This is a genomic window from Dyella sp. (genome assembly GCF_036384435.1).
Taxonomy (GTDB): Bacteria; Pseudomonadota; Gammaproteobacteria; order Xanthomonadales; family Rhodanobacteraceae; genus GSA-30.
Genome location: NZ_DASVMI010000043.1, coordinates 19923 through 39449, shown reverse-complemented (window position 1 = coordinate 39449; position 19527 = coordinate 19923). Strand labels below are relative to the sequence as shown.

Annotated in this window: 12 protein-coding genes; 8 read left to right on the top strand and 4 right to left on the bottom strand. The window is 61.8% G+C overall.

Features of this window, described 5'->3' with window-relative positions; genetic code table 11:
- The first annotated feature begins 88 nt into the window (after window positions 1-88).
- Entirely contained in the window at window positions 89-973 is an 885-nt protein-coding gene (locus VF436_RS04045; RefSeq protein ID WP_330902700.1) for a LysR family transcriptional regulator ArgP, read from the top strand.
- Window positions 974-1163: 190 nt separating this feature from the next.
- Entirely contained in the window at window positions 1164-2273 is a 1110-nt protein-coding gene (locus tag VF436_RS04040; protein WP_330902699.1) for a zinc-dependent metalloprotease family protein, read from the top strand.
- A gap of 711 nt (window positions 2274-2984) precedes the next feature.
- Here the strand turns inward: VF436_RS04040 and sucD are convergent.
- Window positions 2985-3857, bottom strand: coding sequence for a succinate--CoA ligase subunit alpha (sucD, locus tag VF436_RS04035; protein ID WP_330902698.1), 873 nt, complete (start codon window positions 3855-3857; stop codon window positions 2985-2987).
- Between the two features lie 13 nt (window positions 3858-3870).
- Window positions 3871-5031 carry an ADP-forming succinate--CoA ligase subunit beta gene (gene sucC, locus VF436_RS04030; RefSeq protein ID WP_330902697.1) on the bottom strand — a complete coding sequence of 387 codons (1161 nt, stop codon included), beginning with the start codon at window positions 5029-5031 and terminating at the stop codon, window positions 3871-3873.
- 487 nt (window positions 5032-5518) lie between these two features.
- On the opposite strand from sucC, the gene VF436_RS04025 reads away from it, so the two are divergent.
- A complete protein-coding gene (locus tag VF436_RS04025) occupies window positions 5519-7102 on the top strand; it encodes an ATP-binding protein (protein ID WP_330902696.1) in 1584 nt (527 codons plus the stop codon).
- A gap of 253 nt (window positions 7103-7355) precedes the next feature.
- Here the strand turns inward: VF436_RS04025 and VF436_RS04020 are convergent, their stop codons facing one another.
- Window positions 7356-8315: a LacI family DNA-binding transcriptional regulator gene (locus tag VF436_RS04020; protein WP_330902695.1), complete on the bottom strand. Its 960-nt coding sequence runs from the start codon at window positions 8313-8315 to the stop codon at window positions 7356-7358.
- A gap of 171 nt (window positions 8316-8486) precedes the next feature.
- Here VF436_RS04020 and VF436_RS04015 point away from each other — a divergent pair, with 171 nt between their 5' ends.
- The 5 genes from VF436_RS04015 to VF436_RS03995 all read left to right on the top strand — a co-directional run bounded on the left by VF436_RS04015 (window position 8487) and on the right by VF436_RS03995 (window position 17741).
- Window positions 8487-9020: a hypothetical protein gene (locus VF436_RS04015; RefSeq protein WP_330902694.1), complete on the top strand. Its 534-nt coding sequence runs from the start codon at window positions 8487-8489 to the stop codon at window positions 9018-9020.
- 130 nt (window positions 9021-9150) lie between these two features.
- On the top strand, window positions 9151-12225 hold the full coding sequence (gene pgmB, locus VF436_RS04010) for a beta-phosphoglucomutase (protein ID WP_330902693.1): 3075 nt from the start codon (window positions 9151-9153) through the stop codon (window positions 12223-12225).
- Window positions 12226-12302: 77 nt separating this feature from the next.
- Window positions 12303-14792 carry a TonB-dependent receptor gene (locus VF436_RS04005; RefSeq protein ID WP_330902692.1) on the top strand — a complete coding sequence of 830 codons (2490 nt, stop codon included), beginning with the start codon at window positions 12303-12305 and terminating at the stop codon, window positions 14790-14792.
- Window positions 14793-14980: 188 nt separating this feature from the next.
- Window positions 14981-16243, top strand: coding sequence for an MFS transporter (locus VF436_RS04000; RefSeq protein ID WP_330902691.1), 1263 nt, complete (start codon window positions 14981-14983; stop codon window positions 16241-16243).
- 73 nt (window positions 16244-16316) lie between these two features.
- Window positions 16317-17741: a sigma-54 dependent transcriptional regulator gene (locus VF436_RS03995; protein ID WP_330902690.1), complete on the top strand. Its 1425-nt coding sequence runs from the start codon at window positions 16317-16319 to the stop codon at window positions 17739-17741.
- Window positions 17742-17907: 166 nt separating this feature from the next.
- Here VF436_RS03995 and VF436_RS03990 read toward each other — a convergent pair whose 3' ends face one another.
- A complete protein-coding gene (locus VF436_RS03990) occupies window positions 17908-19449 on the bottom strand; it encodes a response regulator (protein WP_330902689.1) in 1542 nt (513 codons plus the stop codon).
- Window positions 19450-19527: the final 78 nt, after the last annotated feature.

Sequence of the window (19527 nt, the reverse complement as noted above, 5' to 3'; positions counted from 1 at the left end):
TCACGCCGTGACTGGTTGCAGCACTTTCGGTGACTTCACTTATTAAGTAAAACTTATTTTTCTTAAGTAACTTTAGAATGACTTCATCATGAGCCTGATCCATCCCCAACTCGTCGCGCTTCATGCCGTTATCGAAGAGGGAAGCTTCGAAAAAGCGGCCCGTCGGCTCTCACTGACACCATCGGCGATATCCCAACGCATCAAGACGCTGGAGGATCGCCTCGGCCAGGTGCTGGTATTGCGCCAGGTACCATGTCGGACGACGATTGCCGGCGCGCGTCTGCTACGCGGCGTGCAACAGATGCGACTTCTGGAGCGCGAGGCCTTGGAGACGTTCGCTGAACCACTGGCCACGCGCGAGCCCATCGCGATTGCTGTCAATGCCGATTCACTGGCCACCTGGTTGCTCGACGCCATTGCCGGCCTGCACGAGAAACACGGACTCCTCTTTGATATCCATGTGGAGGATCAAGACCACTCCACGGCCCTGCTGCGTAACGGTTCGGTCATGGGTGCAGTCACCAGTGACGCCCTCCGCCTCCAGGGGTGCCACGTTCATCGGCTAGGAACAATGCGATATCTCCCCGTTGCCTCGCCCTCTTTCGTAAAGCAGCATTTTTCTGAAGGTCTGGGTGCCAGTTCGATGTCGCAGGCGCCCATGCTGGTATTCAATCGCAAAGACGATCTGCAACGTCGATTTATTCGCAGCATCACGCGAGCCAAGCTGGCCCCACCCATCCATTACATACCCTCGCCCCATGCGTTTGTCGGGGCTGCTGAGTATGGTCTGGGTTGGGGCATGGCTCCGGAGTCCATGGCAAAGCAGCGCATCAAGGAAGGCACGCTTTGCGCCATCGCACCAAGACGCTGGCTCGATGTGCCGCTATTCTGGCAACACTGGGCCTTGCAATCACACACGCTGGATTTGATCGCAACGTGGCTTGATCGCGCCGCAAAGCATGTATTGCGATAGCGCGACTTCATCCGCTGGCTGCCACCATGGCGGGTTACTCATGGCGTCGCTGCGATGTCAGATTCCTTGAAGCGGCCGTTGAGCCATATAGGTAGTATCCAACTGCCACCGGCGGACATACGCAACGTCCGTTTCCCTCTAACGTGCTCGTCGCTGTAGACCACGGCGATTAAGAGGGAAGCACTCCACTATGTACAAGAAGTTTCAGGCCGCATGGATCATGTGTCTGACAAGCATGGGCGCCAGCGCCCATGGGTTCCCCAACGGTCCGCTTGAGGGCCATTTCATTGCTCCGGAACTCCTGTCGAAACCGACCATCAATGCAAGCCATGTCGTTTCACCGCAATTCACATCGCCCATTCTGCATGGCCTGCATCCGGATAGGAACACCTCGATCGAGCGCCATAACGATTACACCGTCAGCAGCGCGACGCTGAGGGACGAAGCCAACCGGCCCCAGGGAAGCCTGGTCATGGTTCGTCATGATGACGGCCACCTTCTTGCGCTGGTTGAAACGCCACAGCAAAGTGGCATGATCCTGGCTGATGGTATCGGTACGCAACAGTGGTTCGACGCCTCGCCTGCCGACTATATGCAACCTGACGCCGAGCCCATGACGGAACCGGCATCCCCCATGCTCGTGCGTGAGTCGGCAACGGATGAAGCCGACGTGGATTCGGAGGGCTTCATTGTCATCGATCTGCTCGCCGGATTCTCCAGGTCGGCTGCCGATCGTGTCGGTGATCCGCAGGCTTTCGCATTGGCCCAGGTCGAATCCGTCAATCTTGGATTGCGAAATTCGCAGGTGGAAAAAGTACGTCTGCGTCTGGCGGGCATCCAGATCATTGAAGAAGACTACCCCGTACACAACGGCGCGAACGGTGCACTGAAAAAAGCATTGGCCCTGTTCGACGCCGGCATGAAGCAATACGGCGCCGATCTGCTTGCCAGCTATTTCAATGCCAGCTCGGGTAACAATGCCGCAGGGTGGGCATACATCGGAGGCCGTGTCAGTGTCCAGCAAGCGAAGTATGCCAATGCATTCCGCCATGAAATTGCCCATAACGTAGGTGGTAGTCACTGCAATACAGGGCAAGCCCACTACAAGTTCGGCTACAACAATGGCAACTCCAAGACCATACTTTGTGGTAACAGCACGAGCTTTTATTCAACGCCACTGCTGCTGGATGACGCTGGACTGCCCCGAGGTAACCCGGCAACCGCAGACATGGCCAGGCTTTGGCGTGAACGCGCCGCCAAAATCTCTTCGCTCGCCAAGGCCGTCGTACCGCTCGATTGAATTTGGTGTCTGGCAAAAAGTCGAAGTCGCGGCATGTCCGCGACTTCGTCTTGTGAAGTGATCCACGCTGTGCGTCGTCGGCACTCCCATTGCGTTGCCTGGCATGTATAAACCTGATGCCGCCATGGCAACACATAGCCATGAGACCTTCCGGCGTGACGCGATCGGTATCAGTGCATGGCGCAAGCGACTGGGATTTCAGAGCTACGCTTTGTCCATGGCGCCACCGCGCGTGTCGTGGGACCGCAATGGACGTATCGACAGGCCATGCAGCGGGCCGGCGACTTCTTCGCCTGGACGCAGACACAGCCGAACCACAAAGGCAACCAAGCATCGCGCTTGCCGGCTTGACCACTGACGAGAGCGAACCGGCGGCGCAGACGGCAGAAGCGGATATTCTCAAGGCGCATGTCATCGGTAGCCTGTAACCTGGGAAATTCGCTGACTTCGTGATGCTCGATGTCGCCGAGTCAGCCGTACCGACCGATGCTGTCGATCATGTCGTCATGAGTGCCTCGACGGCCGATATCGTCGATGTCCATGTCGGAGGAACTCGCCAGGACAACTGCCACCATCGCCAGTCGCCGAATCATTGCGACCAGCAAGCCCCCAGGCACAGGGTTAGTCGGCTTCTCATCATCGAAGGCTGAAGACGAGCAAAAAAAGGGCCGCTTCGCAGCGACCCTTTTCGGTACGTCGAAACGTACCGGATTACTTCATCAGCTTGGCAAGCGTCTTACCCAAGTCGGCAGGCGACTTCACCGTCGTCACGCCAGCCTTTTCCAGAGCGGCGAACTTGGCTGCGGCCGTGCCCTTGCCACCAGAGATGATCGCACCGGCATGGCCCATGCGCTTGCCGGCCGGAGCCGACGCGCCGGCGATGAACGACACGACCGGCTTCTTGACGTACTCGCCGATGAACTCGGCGGCGTCTTCTTCGGCCGAACCGCCAATCTCGCCCACCATGATGATGCCTTCGGTCTGCGGATCGTCCTGAAACAGCTTCAGGCAGTCGATGAAGTTCAGGCCGTTGATAGGGTCACCGCCGATGCCGATGCAGGTCGACTGGCCCAGGCCCTCATTGGTGGTCTGGAAGACCGCTTCGTAGGTCAGCGTGCCCGAACGCGACACGATACCCACCTTGCCTGGCTGGTGGATGTGGCCTGGCATGATGCCGATCTTGCACTCGCCGGGCGTGATGATACCCGGGCAGTTCGGACCGATCAGCACGGTCTCCGGATGCTGGGCCAACACGTTCTTCACGCGCAGCATGTCCAGCACCGGAATGCCCTCGGTGATCGCCACGATCACGCGGATGCCCGCATCGACGGCTTCGAGGATCGAGTCGGCCGCAAACGGCGGCGGCACGAAGATGACCGAGGCATCGGCACCGGTTTCGTCCACGGCTTCCGAGACAGAGTTGAAGACCGGCAGGCCGATGTGCTCACTGCCGCCCTTGCCCGGAGTCACGCCACCGACGACCTTGGTGCCGTAATCGAGCGCCTGCTGCGCATGGAAGGTGCCCTGCTGGCCGGTGAAGCCCTGCACGATCACCTTGGTGTTTTTATTGACGAGAACGCTCATGCTTGGATGCTCCTCACTTCGCGGCGGCCACGGCTTTCTGCGCCGCGTCGTTGAGATCATCAGCCGGCGTGATCGCCAGGCCGGAGTTGGCCAGCAGTTCGCGGCCCTTCTCGACATTGGTGCCCTGCAGGCGCACCACCACCGGAATCTTCAGACCCACTTCCTTGACTGCGGCGATGATGCCTTCGGCAATCATGTCGCAGCGGACGATGCCGCCAAAGATGTTGACCAGGATGGCCTTCACCTTGTCCGAGGAGGTGATCAGCTTGAACGCCTCGGTCACGCGCTCCTTGGTGGCACCACCGCCGACGTCGAGGAAGTTGGCCGGCTCGCCGCCCGCCAGCTTGATGACGTCCATGGTCGCCATGGCCAGGCCAGCGCCATTGACCATGCAACCGATGGTGCCGTCCATCGTGACGTAGTTGAGGTTGTGCTGCACGGCAGCCGCCTCGGCCGCGTCTTCCTGGCTCAGGTCGCGCATGGCGGCCAGGTCGGCGTGACGGAATTCGGCGTTGTCATCGGAATTGACCTTGCCGTCGAGGGCGGCGAGGTTGCCGTCTTCGAGGATGGCCAGCGGGTTCAGTTCAACGAGGGAGAGATCCTTGTCGTTGAACAGCTTGTACAGGCCCAGCATGATCTTGGTCAGCTGACCGACTTGCTTGGCGTTGAGATCCATCGCGAAGCCGAGCTGGCGGCACTGGTACGGCTGCAGGCCTTCGACGAAATCGACCACGATGGTGTGGATATCTTCGGGCGTATCCTTGGCGACCTGCTCGATGTCCACGCCGCCATGCTTGGAGGCAATGAACGACACCGACTTGGAGTCGCGGTCGACCAGGATCGACAGGTACAGCTCCTTGGCGATGTTGGTGGCATCGGTGACCAGCACCAGATTGACCGGCAGCGCGCGGCCAGCGGACTGGTAGGTTTCCATGTTGGTGCCCAGCATGCCCTTGGCGGCAGCACGGACATCGTCGAGGCTCTTGCAGAACTTGACGCCGCCGGCCTTGCCGCGGCCACCTGCGTGGATCTGAGCCTTAACCATCCACTGCGAACCACCAAGGTGCTTGGCGGCGTCGACAGCGGCATCGGGAGAGTTGGCAACCTTGCCCGGCGGCACGGCAATGCCGTACTGCGCGAACAGTTCTTTAGCCTGGTACTCGTGGAAATTCATTCGATACCTCGAGCGAACGGGGAAACATTGGCGCCATGCACCGATGGTCAGGCGCAGGCGAAGGGGAACGGACGGCGGGTACACAACGCGCTGCCGAGTGCAGTGCGCCGCCGCCATGCCTTCACATGACGAAAAACCGCGCAATACGGCCAGGTATTTTCGCGGAAGCGGCCCGTGATGGAAAGGGGTTGTGCGCTGCGACAAATTATGGGAGGGCGAATTGTGGCTGGGGTCGAAAGGGGATTGGCGGCCGATGGCAGCCGTCTCCCAGGGGCAAGCGCCCATGCCGCGACGGGGTCTGGCGGTGCTTGTGATCACCCCGGGGCGCACGGACTTGCGCCCCCGTCATCCGTTTCCAATACCGCCCCCACCTCCAAACCCGCGCAGCCAACCGCCTATACTCCTCCCACCCGCCCAACGAGTGCCCGCCCAGGTGCAAACCTCAGCGTCGCCCGCTTCACCCGCTCCTCGCCCCGCCCCCGAGGCGGTGCGCCATGAACTATCGTTCCTCAATTACTTCCGTCTGGTCCAGGCACTGATCTACATCGGCTTGGCCTTCAGCCCTCCCTGGCTGGGCTGGCCCAAGCTCATCGATGTGAGCTTTGCGCGCAACGTCGCCCTGGTATTTCTGCTATTTACCCTGGGCGTGTTGATGGTGACCCGCAAGGGCGTACAGCGCAGCCGGCTGGTCGTATCGGGCGCGTTGGTAGTCGATATCGTCGCGGCCGTGCTGGCCGTGACCTCGATGCATGACGCCCGCATCGGCATCGCCATGATGCTGGCGGTGAATCTCAGTGCCGGTGCGCTGATTCTGCCACTGCGCCTGTCGCTATTCTTCGCTGCCCTTGCCACGCTGGGCATCCTGGGCCATTCGGCCCTGGAACTGCCGCAGGTCGATTCGAGCATGGATCGTGAACTGCTGGAGTCGGGCTTGTTCGGCCTGGCCTACTTCGCCAGCACCCTGCTCTGTCATGTGCTCAGCCGCCAGATGCGCGCCACCGAGGCGTTAGCCGAGCAGCGCAGTATCGACCTGGCCAACTTGTCCCAGGTCAATGAACTGATCATCCGCCGCATGAAGACCGGCGTGCTGCTCGTGGACGACGCCAACCGCATTCACCAGATCAATGAATCGGCCTGGATGCTGCTGGGCAACCCCTCCGCCGACCAGCGTGACCTGGGCCGCCTGGCCCCGGAACTGTCAAGGCGCCTTTATCACTGGATGACCTCCGGCAAGCTCGACGAAACCTCCACGCAACTGGCCGATGGCGTACCGGAAGTAGTGCCGCGTTTCACCCGGCTGGCCCCGAGCGACGACTCCCACGTGCTCATCTTCCTGGACGACACCTCCCTGGTATCGCGACGAGCCGAAGAGCTGACGTTGAGCTCCCTCGGGCGATTGTCCGCCTCGATCGCCCATGAGATCCGCAATCCACTGGCGGCGATCCGCTATTCGGCGCAGTTGCTGGCCGAATCGACCGACCTCAGCAGCACTGACCAGCGCATGGTGGAGATCATCAACAACCACTGCGTGCGCTTGAACGAGATCATCGAGAACATCCTGCAGCTGTCGCGTCGCGAGCGCTCACGCCCGGAAACGCTGGATCTGGGTCGTTGGGCATTGAGCTTCGTCGAGGAGTATCGCCAGGGTAACGATCTGGGCGAGGATTCCCTGCGCGTCATCGCCGGCAACGAACCGGTGGCCGCCATGGCCGATCCGCAGCAATTGCAGCAAGTAGTGTGGAATCTGGTACAGAACGCCTTGCGCTACGGCCGCATGCCCGGCCAGCCGGCACGCGTGATGGTCGTGGCCCGGCATGGCGAGCACGGGGTGCCGATCCTTGAGGTCATCGACCGTGGCCCCGGTATCCCGCCCAAGGTCGCAGCCCAGATCTTCGAACCGTTCTACACCACCCATGAGTACGGCACGGGTCTGGGCCTGTACCTGGCCCGCCAGATGAGCGAGGCCAACCAGGCTTCGCTGGAGTACGTACGCGTTGCCGGTGGTGGCAGCTGTTTTCGCTTGGTACTTACGCCAGCTTACCGAGGCAAGAATGCCGAGGTCGAAGCGTAACGGGGGAAGCCGCTCGCTGGCGCTCGCTGTAAGGCCGGCAGCTTTGCTGCCTGTGAGGCCGCTCGCTAGCGCTCGCTGTGAAGTCGCCTGCGATGCAGGCTGTGAGGAGGTAAAAGCAGGCTACGGTGAGCTGGACGGAACGGCTCTTTAATGCTCTGCTTTTCCCGTTTACAGGCAGCGAAGCTGCCGACCTCGCAGCGAGCGCCAGCGAGCGGCCTCACAGGCGGCGCAGCCGCCGGCCTCACTCATTCACTCACGTCGCCCGCTCGACTAACTCCACCGGCAACGATTCCGACTCCACGGGTTGGCCCTGGATCAACGCCAGCGCCTTGCGCGCAAGCAGGATGCCGCCGGCTTGCCAGTCCTGGCGAACAGAACTCAAGGGGGGCATGAAACTGGCGGCCAGGGGCATGTCGTCGTAGCCGACCACCGAAACATCGACCGGCACCTTGCGGCCCAAGGCTTCGATGGCGCGCACCGCGCCCATGGCCAGCAGATCGCTGCAAGCGAAAACCGCATCGAAGGCGACACCGCGCGAGGCCAGCGATTCGATGGCGTCGACACCCGAGGCCACCGTGAATTCGTCGCGACGGATCAACAGCGGCTTGATGCCATGCTCGGCCAACGCGTCGACGAAACCACTCAGGCGCTCGAAGATTTCCAGGTGGCTGGGATTGCCAATGAACACCGGGTTTTGCCGTCCATGCGCCACGAACCGCCGCGCTACGGCGGCACCGCCGGATCGGTTGTCGCTACCCACGACCACGTGCTCGTCATGCTCGGCCTGCGCACCCCAAACCACCATGGGCAAGCCCAGTTTGTCGAAACGGCGAACGGCGTCCTGACGCACACCCTGGCCCAGCAAAATCATGCCGTCGGCAGCCTGGACGGCCGCGGCCGTCGCTCCCTGGCGTGTGGTCAACAGGACGCTGTAGCCGGCGGCAGTCAGCTCCTGCGATATGCCGCCAAGCAGCACCAGCGGATAGGGATCGAACATAGTTCGATCGCTGCTGGGCTTCATCTCCACGATCACCGCCACGGTGTGACTACGCCGCAACCTCAGGTTGCGGGCACTGACGTTCAGCTTGTACCCATGTTCGCGAGCCAGGGCCTGCACATGGTCACGTGTCTTGCGATTCACCAGCGGACTGTCGCTCAAGGCGCGCGATACCGTGATCTTGGAGACACCCGCCAAAGCAGCAAGATCAGCCATGGTCAGGTTGGTGGGGGTCGAGGCTTCCGACTTCCCTTTCCCGTGTTTGCCACTCATAGATACTCAAAGCCCGACATAAGTCTCACCCCATCCTGACCTCGCAAGACGGATCGCACCCCACGGCAGCGATCGGCCCTACATTCGGCGTACTCCCATTCCGGGGAGTACACCATGTCATCCGCCAAATTTCCGCTAGTGCTGCGTGCCATCGCGTCCGTCCTATTGTCGCCTATCGCACTGGCGGCCAAGGCGGACAGTTCGCTCACCGACACCAGCGCCAGCTCCCGAATCAGCTTTTCCGCCCTCGGCCGATCACTGTTGCCCGACTACGGCGACATGGCAATTCGTACGCACGTCGATCCCGGGGGGCCGAGCCATGACGTTCGTTGCCCCATCCAGCCCTTCGACAGCGATGCTGAAACGTTCCAATACCCGGTGATGGAAACGCGGTCGCAACGGTATCCATGTCGCTGGCAAGAACCACAAAGCAGCGACCCCATCGCCGAAGGGCAGCATTTCATCTCAAGCCACCTGCAAACGAACAACGTCCAGCGCGAAGGCGGCCGGCTTTATCCAAATGAACGAACTTTATTCGAAGGGTTCTGGCCGAGTATCGGTTACGTCGATGACCAAACGGGTGATGCCAAGTCTGGGAGTTCTTCGTACAAGCAACCTCATCCAAAGCTAAGTCTCCGTAAAATCTAGAAAAATACTGCATTGCAGCAAATGATATCGATGTCTTGATATCGATATCATTTGCTGCAATGCTCGCGCCCCGCTCACCCCTGGAACGCTCCGGGACATCACCCAAGACACGCCTCGCGAGGGATTTACGTTGGAACACCAAGACTCGATGCCGGCTCCTGCCGCCTGCTCGGCATCGCCCAGCACCGTTGCGACCGATCCCTGGATACTGGTTCGGCGCGAGAGCGAACTCTCCGGCGCGGCGCAGGAAGAAAGTCTGTTCGCCCTGGCCAATGGCAACCTGGGTGTGCGTGCTGGCCTGGAGGAAGGCGATAGCCCGACGCAAGGCAGCTTCCTTGCCGGTGTGTGGGAACGCACGCCGATCGAATACCACGAACGCTTCCCCGGCTTTGCCGCGCATACCGACACGCGCGTGCCGGTCGCCGACGCCACCCGCATCCACCTGCGCCTGGGCGATACCCCCGTGCGGCTGGAAGACGGCCAATGGCTGGATTTCTCTCGCCAGCTCGACCTGCGCACAGGCATGTATCGTCGACACCTTCGCTGGCGATCGCCCGATGGCTTCACCCTGGATATCCATGCCGAGCGCGTCGTCAGCCTGGGCGTGCCCGGCCTGCTCGGCATCCGTTATCGCGTGACGTCCGTGGACTACGAAGGACCGATCACGCTCGAATCGGCGATCAGCACGGCACGGGATGCGGTCGAACAAGGACATGACCCGCGCATCGGCGCACGCCTGGATGGTGGCCTGGTCAACACCGATACCTTCGCCGAAGAAGAAATTTCCTGGATCGGGCAGAAAACTACCCATAGCGATATCCGGGTCATTTGCGCCCAGGGACACATCGTCCTGGATGGCAGCCTGGCGTTTCGGCACGCCGCCCTCGTCCCGCATGGCGTCATGCAGATGTACGACGGCATGCTCATGCCCGGTTCCAGCGTGGCTATCGAAAAATTCGCTGCCTATAGCTGGACACAGCCGGGCGACTGCGAACCGCACGCCGAACTGTATGCGCGCGCCGAAGACACCTTGCGCCAAGGCCTCAATAATGGCTTTCCCGCGCTGCTCGCACGCCAATCGGCCGAACTGGATCACCTGTGGCGTGACGCGGACATCGCCATCGACGGCGATGTGGAAAGCGAGCAGGCACTGCGTTTCAACCTCTTTCATGTGTTCCAGTCCAGCTCTCGCGACGGCAACGGCAGCACCGCGGCCAAGGGGCTGACTGGCGAAGGCTACGAAGGCCATTACTTCTGGGATGCCGAGATCTTCATGCTGCCGGTGCTGGCGACGCTTTCGCCGACCCTGGCGCGCAGCATGCTGAGCTATCGCTACCGCACGCTGGACCGTTCACGCCTGCATGCGCGCGAACTCAATCATCCACGAGGGGCGCTGTACGCCTGGCGCACCATCAGCGGCGACGAATGCTCGGCCTACTTTCCGGGCGGGTCGGCGCAGTATCACATCAATGCCGCGGTCGCCTGGGCTATCCGCCTTTATGTTGATGCCAGTGGCGATACGGATTTCATGCGCGATCACGGTGCGGAAATGTTGTTCGAGACCGCACGCGTCTGGCTGGATGTCGGCCATTTCAATGCGCGCCGCGCTGGCGCGTTCTGCATCCATGAGGTCACCGGCCCGGACGAATATTCCGCGCTGGTGCACAACAACCATTACACCAACCGCATGGCGCAGAAACACCTGCGCGATGCGGCCGATACGGCCGCCTGGATGGCCGGCGCGGCCCCGGTGCAGTACGCCCAATTGCGTGAGCGTATCGGGCTGAGCGACGACGAGATCGATCTATGGCGAAAAGCGGCCGACGCCATGTATCTGCCGGTCGACGACAAGCTTGGCATCTTCCCCCAAGACGACAATTTCCTTGAATTGCCGCGCCTGCAGGTACAGGCCGAGGAAACCAAGCGTCCCCTGCTGCTGCGCCTGCATCCGATGACGATCTATCGCCATCAGGTATGCAAGCAGGCCGATACCGTGCTTGCCCTGATGCTGGCCGGCGAAGATGTGGATGCTGATGCCAAGCGCCGCAATCTCGAATACTACGAAGGCGTCACCATCCACGACTCCACATTGTCGGCGTCGACATTCGGAGTCGTCGCGGCGGAAGTCGGACAAGTCGGCAAAGCCTATCGCTATTTCCAGGATACGCTGCGCGTGGACCTGGACGATTCGCACGGCAACGCCGCGCACGGCATCCACATGGCGGCGATGGCCGGTAGCTGGCTCGCCTTCAGCTGGGGCTTCGGCGGCCTGCGCGTGATCGATGGCAAGCCTTCGCTCGTGCCGCGCCTACCTGCGGCATGGAACGGCTACCGCTTTGGTGTGCGCTGGGGCGACGCCCTGTTGCGCATGACAGTGTCGCGAGATGGCGTGCGTTATCGCCTGGGACGCGGTGACAGCCTGGATTTCCTGCATAACGGCAACCCGGTCCGGTTGCTGGCTGGCGAAGAGCTGCACTTGCCGCGCGCCGACGCACGCGAGTCAAACGCCGATGCGAAGGCGGTCATATTCGACCTGGATGGCGTCATCGCCGACACCGCGGTCGTACACCTGGCTGCCTGGAAGCAGCTCGCCGAAGAACTCGGCGTACCGTTCACGATGACCACCGCCGAGCGACTCAAGGGCGTCGATCGCATGGGTTCGCTGGAGATCATCCTCGAAGGCAGCAAGAAGTCGTATACCTCCGAGGAAAAGACCGTGCTTGCCGACCGCAAGAACGCCTATTACGTCGAGCGCATTCAGCATTTCGGACCGCAGGATTTGCTCCCCGGTGCACGCGACGCCGTCGAATCGGTGCGTGCCGCCGGATTGAAAACCGCGCTGGCATCGGCCAGTCGCAATGCCCCCACACTGCTCGACCGCATGGGCATCGCCCACCTGTTCGACTACGTCGTCGACGCGGCCACGATCGAGCACTCCAAACCCGACCCGGAAATCTTCCTTGCCGCCGCCAGGGGCGTGGACATCGCGCCAGCCCTGTGTATCGGCGTGGAAGACGCCGTAGCGGGAGTGGCCGGCATCAAGGCGGCCGGCATGTTCGCCATCGGCATCGGCGACCCGACAGAACTGGCCCAGGCCGACACGGTACTGCCAGGCCTGCAATCTTTCGCTATCAACGATTTTGTTCGACAGCACGACCCACTTCCGGCCTCGCTGCAGGCCGGCACCATCCACACAACCACATGAGTCAAGCCCGGCCAGGCCTCGTCCGATTCCCTGTCGGATGAAGCGAGGCCTGTCCGGTTCACCTGGGGAGGAACACCATGAGCCAAGTTACGACGCGTCGTCTGCTGACTGCCGCCATCGTCGCCGCCTTGATGGCAGGCGCCGTGCACGCACAGGACGCGCAGACCACAGCAGGCAGTGGCAAGAACACCAATACCAACAACAAGAAAGAGGTCAGCAACCTGGACCAGGTGGTCGTCACCGGTTCGGCCAGCACCGGCGGCATCAAGAAAATCGACGCAAGCTATGCCATCTCCACGCTGTCGCTGGATGACATCAAGGATGTGGCGCCGGCAAGCACAGCGGACCTGCTCAAGGCCGTGCCCAGCGTCTGGGTGGAATCAAGCGGCGGCCAGACCGGTGCGAACGTCTTCGTACGTGGTTTTCCCGGCGCCGGTGATGCGCGCTTCGTCACCACCGAACTCGATGGCTCGCCACTCTACGGCAGTTCGGGCCTGTCTTTCATGAGCACGCCGGACCTGTTTCGCCTGGATGATTCGATTCAGCGCGTGGAAGTCTTGCGCGGCGGCCCCGCCCCGATCTTCTCGGCGGGCCAGCCCGGCGCCACCGTGAACTTCATCCAGAAGGACGGCACCGACACACCCGAAGGCGCGGGCACCATTCGCGCCACCGTCGGCACCAAGGATTTCCACCGCGTGGATTTCTATTGGGCGGGCCAGATCGCCAAGGACTGGTACCTCGGCGGCGGCGGCTTCGCCCGCGAAGGCGACGGTGTGCACGATGCGCAATTCCCGATCAACCGGGGTGGCCAGTTCGAGGCGATCATCACGCACAAGTTCGATGACGACAATGGCTCGTTCTCGTTCTCGGCCCGTCATACCAACGACAACGATGCCTTCCTGACCTCTTCGCCGCTGGTCAGCATCAACGGCAGCGTACATCGCCTGGACGGTTTCGATCCTTCGAGCGATACGTTGCTCGGCAACGACCTGCGCCACGTCGCCTTGCAGGTATCGCCGGGCAATCCGCCTGGCACCATCAACAAGGACGTGTCGCATGGGCGCGGCATGAACCTCTCGGTGTTCGGTTCCAAGTTCGACTGGAAGTTCGGTGATGGCTGGTCGGTCAGCAACCGTGCCAATTTCGTGCGCGGTGACGTGCCTACGCTGGCGCTGTTCAATGGTTCGGCGCCGCCGCAAACCATGTCTCAGTTCATCAGTGACTCGGTCACCGCCGCCAATGGCATGCCGGGCGTCGTTGCCGCTGGCGGCCTGGCCACCACGGGTACCGGCGTTTATACGCACGGTGGCGGCACGGTCGATCCGAACCAGCAGGTGCTGGAAACGGGCCTGTGGAGCGTGGACAAACGTATCCGCTCGTTCACCGATGAGCTGCGCATCAACAAGGAACTGTTCGAAGGCAACACGCTGACCTTCGGTGCGTACGTAGCAACCTATGGCACGCGCGACCAGTGGTACCTGGGCAACAATGTGCTCACCACACTGGAAAACAACGCGCGCCTGATCGATGTCACGCTCAACAACGGCGCCCAGATCTCGCACAACGGCTTTGCCAGCGGTTCGTCCGACGCCTTCTATGAAGCCTGGAGCGGCCGTAACGTGGCCGGCTACCTGAGCGATTCGTGGAAGGTCAACGACCAGTGGCTGTTCGATGTCGGCGTGCGTATGGAAAACCAGCACGCCAGCGGCGTGGCCGAGGGCAATACCACAGTGGACCTGGATAACAATCCGCTGACGGTCTACAACAACAGCTCGTCGGTACCGAACGGCCAATTCACCTCGTACAAGCAAAGCTCATCGCATGCCTCCTGGACGGCCGGCGCCAATTACAGCTTCACCGAGCACATGTCCGCGTTCCTGCGCTTGAACTCGGGTTTGTTGATGCCCAGCTTCGACGATATCCAGGGCGGTACGCCGCAGATTCAGAAGGTTCGCCAGTACGAACTTGGCTTCAAGAGCGAAAACAAGTTCTATAGTGCCTATCTGACCGCGTTCTACAACCACTTCAGCGACCTGCCTTACCAGGCCTTCATCTCCACACCCGACGGCGGCTTGCAGAACGTCACGCTGGCCGGCACCACCAGTGCGCACGGCCTGGAATTCGAAGGTACGATTCGTCCCACCGAGAATTTCCAGGTACAGGCCATCGGTGACTATACGCACGCCCGCTACGACAATTACGGCGACTTCTCCGGCAATGTCGTGCAGCGTCAGCCCAAGCTGCAATATCGCGTGACACCCAGCCTGTTCGTGCCGACCGACTGGGGTTTCCTGCGCTTCTTCGCCACCTATACTCATGTAGGCAAGCGCTTCGGCGACCTGGGCAACGATCAGGTCCTGCCGGGGTACCACACGATCGATATCGGTGCCGAGGCGGACGTGGGCGAGCATTTCAACTTCCGCCTGACCGGCACCAACATCAGCAATACGCTGGCGCTGACCGAAGGCAACAACCGCGTGCTTGGCGGCGCCACCGCCGGCGACGTAGTGTATGGCCGCGCGATCTTCGGTCGTAGCTACATGTTGTCGGCGCTGTACCGGTTCTGACAAAGTTCGAGGCAGGCGACAGGTAGCGTGGGCGTACTGAGGCACGCCCACTCGGATCGAGAGGCGCAACAAGTCCCGCACGCCACTGCCACGCCCTCACGCGGCAGTGGCGTGCGGATCCGCGCATCAAGCCCAACTACCCTCTCCCGGCATGGCCTCGCCATCTATCTGTTATCCGAGAGCTCCGCTTGAATCGAATCCTCGTCGTCGCCTCGCTGGGCCTGAGCTACATGATCTATGCCGTGCTGCTCAACAGCGTCGGCACCGTGATCTTGCAAAGCATTCTTTCTTTCGGCATCGCCAAGCAAACCGGCAGCGTGCTGGAAGCGTGCAAGGATCTTTCGATCGCCGCGGTGTCTTTCCTGGCTGCATCGCAGTTGCCGCGCTTCGGTTATCGACGCGCGATGATCATGGCGCATGCACTGGTTGGCCTGGCCTGCATGGCCATGGCTACGATGCCCAGTTTCCTCACGACCAAGCTGCTGTTCGTCGTCATCGGGGTCACCTTCGCGCTGGTCAAGGTGAGCGTGTATTCCTCGATTGGATTGCTCACCGCCACGCGCCAGCAACACGCCAGCCTGATGAACGTCATCGAGGGGCTCTTCATGCTCGGCGTGCTTTGTGGTTACTGGCTGTTCGGCGCGTATATCGACCCTCACGATCCTGGCCGCTTGAGCTGGACCCAGGTGTACTGGATACCGGCTGCCGCCAGTGCGCTGGTCATCGGCATGTTACTGATCACCCGACTCGACGAGCGCGCCATGAAGGGAAGCGTGGTGCAACGCAGCGGCGGCGCATTCGTGGAAATGCTGCGGCTGCTCATGCGCCCCCTGGTCTATGCCTTCATCCTGTCGATCTTCATGTACGTGCTGATCGAGCAGAGCCTGGGCACCTGGCTGCCGACCTTCAACCGCGAGATCCTGCACCTGCCTCCAGCCATGAGCGTGCAGGTGGCGAGCATCTATGCCGCCTCCCTGGCCCTGGGCCGACTGCTGGCTGGCTACCTGCTGCGACGGGTGTCCTGGTATGCCCTGCTCAATGCCTGCGTGGTGGCCATGGCCGTCCTGGTCGTCGTGACCATGCCGCTGGCAGCCCGAGTGGAGCTCCGCCCGGATGTGAACTGGCTCAATGCGCCGCCGGTGGCCTACGCGCTGCCACTGATCGGGTTGCTGATGGCACCGATCTACCCGGTGGTCAATTCGGTGATGCTCAGCGCCCTGCCGGTCGAACGGCACGCGTCGATGACCGGACTCATCGTGGTGTTCTCGGCCCTGGGCGGCACGCTTGGCTCCTTCATCACCGGGCTGGTCTTCAGCCATATCGGTGGCGATCGCGCCTTCTACATGACCCTGGCACCAATGGCTGCGATTCTGATGGCCCTGTTCGTCTTCCGCCGGGAAGCCCGCATAGTGGCGCCGGGTGCGCCCGTTGTGGCCGACGTCACATCCTGACCCTGGCAAGAATCCTTTGACAGGTTTCATGACAGCGTTATCCTCACGGGATAACTGAACAAAACCTATTGCCATGAGCCAACAGACCGTCCTGGTCATCGACGACGAACGCGACATCCGCGAGCTGCTTACTATCACCCTGGGCCGCATGGACCTAAAGGTGGACTCGGTAGGCACTGTGGCCGAGGCCCGCCGCGCGCTCGGTGAAAGCAGCTACGACCTCTGCTTTACCGACATGCGCCTGCCCGATGGCAATGGCCAGGAGGTAATCGAGCTGATCGCCGCCAACCACCCCGATACGCCAGTGGCGATGATCACCGCCTACGGCAACGTCGATGCCGCGGTCAACGCGCTCAAGGCCGGTGCCTTCGACTTCGTCTCCAAGCCGGTGGACATCCAGATGCTGCGCCAGCTGGTGCGCACGGCTCTGCGTCTGGCCGACGAAAAACGTAGCGGCGCTGGCAAGGTCGGTGCATCGGGCGAGCGCCTGATCGGCGAATCGCCTGCCATGCAGCAAGTCCGCGGCACCATCACCAAACTGGCCCGCAACCAGGCGCCGGTCTACATTGCCGGCGAATCAGGCGTGGGCAAGGAGTTAGTTGCTCGCCTGATCCACGAGCAAGGCCCGCGTGCGGCCGGCCCGTTTGTGCCGGTCAATTGCGGCGCCATCCCGTCCGAACTGATGGAAAGCGAATTCTTCGGCCATCGCAAGGGCAGCTTCACCGGCGCGGTGAACGACAAGGAAGGCCTGTTCCAGGCCGCTCACGGCGGCACGCTGTTTCTCGACGAAGTGGCCGAATTGCCGCTGCACATGCAGGTCAAGCTGCTGCGTGCGATCCAGGAAAAAGCCGTGCGCCCGATCGGTGGTCGCGACGAGATTCCGGTCGATGTGCGCATCCTCTCGGCCACCCACAAGAACCTGGCCGCGCTCGTCGAACAGGGCCAGTTCCGCCAGGATCTGTTCTATCGCATCAACGTGATCGAGTTGCGCGTGCCGCCACTGCGCGAGCGCCGTGGAGACGTGCCGCTGCTGGCTACGTTCATCTTGCGCCAGCTGGCCAACAAGAGCGGCGCCGCGCCTGGCCGCCTGTTGCCCGCCGCGCAAGCCTCGCTAGACAGCTACGACTTCCCCGGCAACGTGCGCGAATTGGAGAACATCCTCGAACGCGCGATGGCCATGTCCGATGGCGAAACCATCGACGTGGACGACCTCATGCTGCCACAGCGCAGTGCGCGCGTGGAAGCGCCGCCATTGCCTGCATCCACCCAGCAGCACACGGCATCGATCCCACCTGCCATCCCCTCTGGCCCCACTCCCATGGCAGCGCCGGCGAACCCGGGCGACGGCGGTCTGGACGACTACATCAGCAACCTTGAGCGCACGGCGATCATCAAGGCGCTGGAGGAGTCGCGGTATAACAAGACGGCCGCTGCGAAAAAGCTGGGCATCACGTTCCGGGCGCTGCGATACAAGCTCAAGAAGCTGGGGATTGATTGATCAAGGGCGACAAAGCCGGCCGCGTGGCTGCCGGTAACGGGTAAACGGGAAAAGCAGCAGCCGGGAAACTACGGCGCTTTCTCTTCCCTGTTTACTATTTACCGTTGATAGCGAGCGTAGTGAGCGGCTTCGCCGGCCTCACAGCCCACACTTGCTGCGAGAACCCTCAGTCCCGATGTGCAGCCCGGATTGCTTCGCGCAGCACCTTCAGCAATCGCCGGGACGAAATCGGCTTGTCCACCAGGAACAGGTGTTCCAGCGTCGGCAGCTCGGCCATGTCCGGCGGGTGGTCGGGACGCGCCAGCAGCACGACGCCATGGTTATAGCCATGCTCGATCAAGGCAGCCAGGGTGCGTACGCCCGTGAACAGGTTCATGTCGGCGTCCATCACCACGAGATCCGGCACGCCGTGTGCCTCGATCCATTGCAGGGCTGCCGTACCGCTCTGGCTGGCATGTGCCTGGTAGCCCCAGGCATCGAGCGTATCACTGAGCAGCGACAGTTGGGCGGCTTCTTCCACCACCACCAGCACGCGTTCGGCGTTGCCTTGCAGACCCAGTTCTTCGTCTCGCTCGCTGGCATCGCTGCCCGAGTCGGCCAAGGGCAGGTACAGACTGAAAAAGGTGCCCTTGCCTGGCGTGCTCTGCACTCGCATGACGCCGCCATGACTGGCGACGATGCGCTTGCACGACAGCAAGCCCAGGCCGGTGCCGGTCTCCTTGGTCGTAAAGAACGGCTCGAACAAGCGACCCAGCACCTCCTCATCCATGCCAAGGCCCGTGTCGGACACGGTGATGCGCAGATAAGGGCTGGCGACCGATTCCTCCCCGTCCATGAAGAACTCCGGCGGCAGGCTCACCTGCGCGGTCTCGACCCGCATCTGGCCGCCATAGGGCATGGCCTGGATTGCGTTGAGGCACAGGTTCAACAGACACTGCTGCAATTCGGTGTGATTGCCCTCGAAGGTCAGCTGTTCATCGTCTGCGACGATATCCAGCTCCACCGATTTGGGCACACTGCCCTGCAAGAGCAGGCGCAAGGCATCGAGCAGGGCTCCGATACGCACCTGTTCGGCGCGTCGGGCGCCGCGCGCAAAGGACAACATGGACTGCACCATATCCAGGCCACGCTTACCGCAATCGCGAACGAGTTTGCCCAGACGGGCGAGCCGGGGATCATCCTGGTAGTCCTGCAAGCTATCGCCCGCCAGTAAGAGGGGCTGCAACAGGTTGCGCAGGTCGTGGCTCAAGCCGCCCGCCAACATCGCCAGGCTCTCGAAGCGCTGGGCCCGGATCAATTCCGCCTCGGCACGTCGTCGCGCCCGCTGTGCATCGGCTTCACGCAACGCCCTGCGCACCGCGCTGACGAGTCTGGCCGGATTCTGCTTGAGAATGTAATCAGTGGCGCCATTGCGCAGTGCCTCGATGGCCGCCTCTTCGCCCAATGTGGCCGAGATAAAGATGAAGGGCAGATCCTGGTCGCGCTCGCGCAGAAGCTCCAGGGCACGCTGCCCAGAAAAGCCGGGCATGCTCAAGTCCGAAAGCACGATGTGCGGCAGGAAGTCTTCCAGTTCACGCAGGAAGCTAGTTTCGTCGTCCACCAAGCGGGCCTGATAGACCATGGCATCGGCATCGAGTTCGGACAGCACAAGCTCAGCATCGAGCTTGCTGTCTTCGATCTGCAAAATGCGGATACCGCTATCGGGCATGAAAACTCTCGGCAGGAACAAACGGCTAAGCGGGTGTATACCGGGGTGCCCGATCCGGCCACGATGGGCGGACCGACC

Bases quoted from the DNA above. Each gene is read 5' to 3' on its own strand.
- VF436_RS04005 (WP_330902692.1), top strand. From the start codon at position 12,303: ATGAGCCAAGTTACGACGCGTCGTCTGCTGACTGCCGCCATCGTCGCC.
- VF436_RS04040 (WP_330902699.1), top strand. From the start codon at position 1,164: ATGTACAAGAAGTTTCAGGCCGCATGGATCATGTGTCTGACAAGCATG.
- VF436_RS04020 (WP_330902695.1), bottom strand. From the start codon at position 8,315: ATGGCTGATCTTGCTGCTTTGGCGGGTGTCTCCAAGATCACGGTATCG.
- sucD (WP_330902698.1), bottom strand. From the start codon at position 3,857: ATGAGCGTTCTCGTCAATAAAAACACCAAGGTGATCGTGCAGGGCTTC.
- sucC (WP_330902697.1), bottom strand. From the start codon at position 5,031: ATGAATTTCCACGAGTACCAGGCTAAAGAACTGTTCGCGCAGTACGGC.
- VF436_RS04045 (WP_330902700.1), top strand. From the start codon at position 89: ATGAGCCTGATCCATCCCCAACTCGTCGCGCTTCATGCCGTTATCGAA.
- VF436_RS03990 (WP_330902689.1), bottom strand. From the start codon at position 19,449: ATGCCCGATAGCGGTATCCGCATTTTGCAGATCGAAGACAGCAAGCTC.
- VF436_RS03995 (WP_330902690.1), top strand. From the start codon at position 16,317: ATGAGCCAACAGACCGTCCTGGTCATCGACGACGAACGCGACATCCGC.
- VF436_RS04015 (WP_330902694.1), top strand. From the start codon at position 8,487: ATGTCATCCGCCAAATTTCCGCTAGTGCTGCGTGCCATCGCGTCCGTC.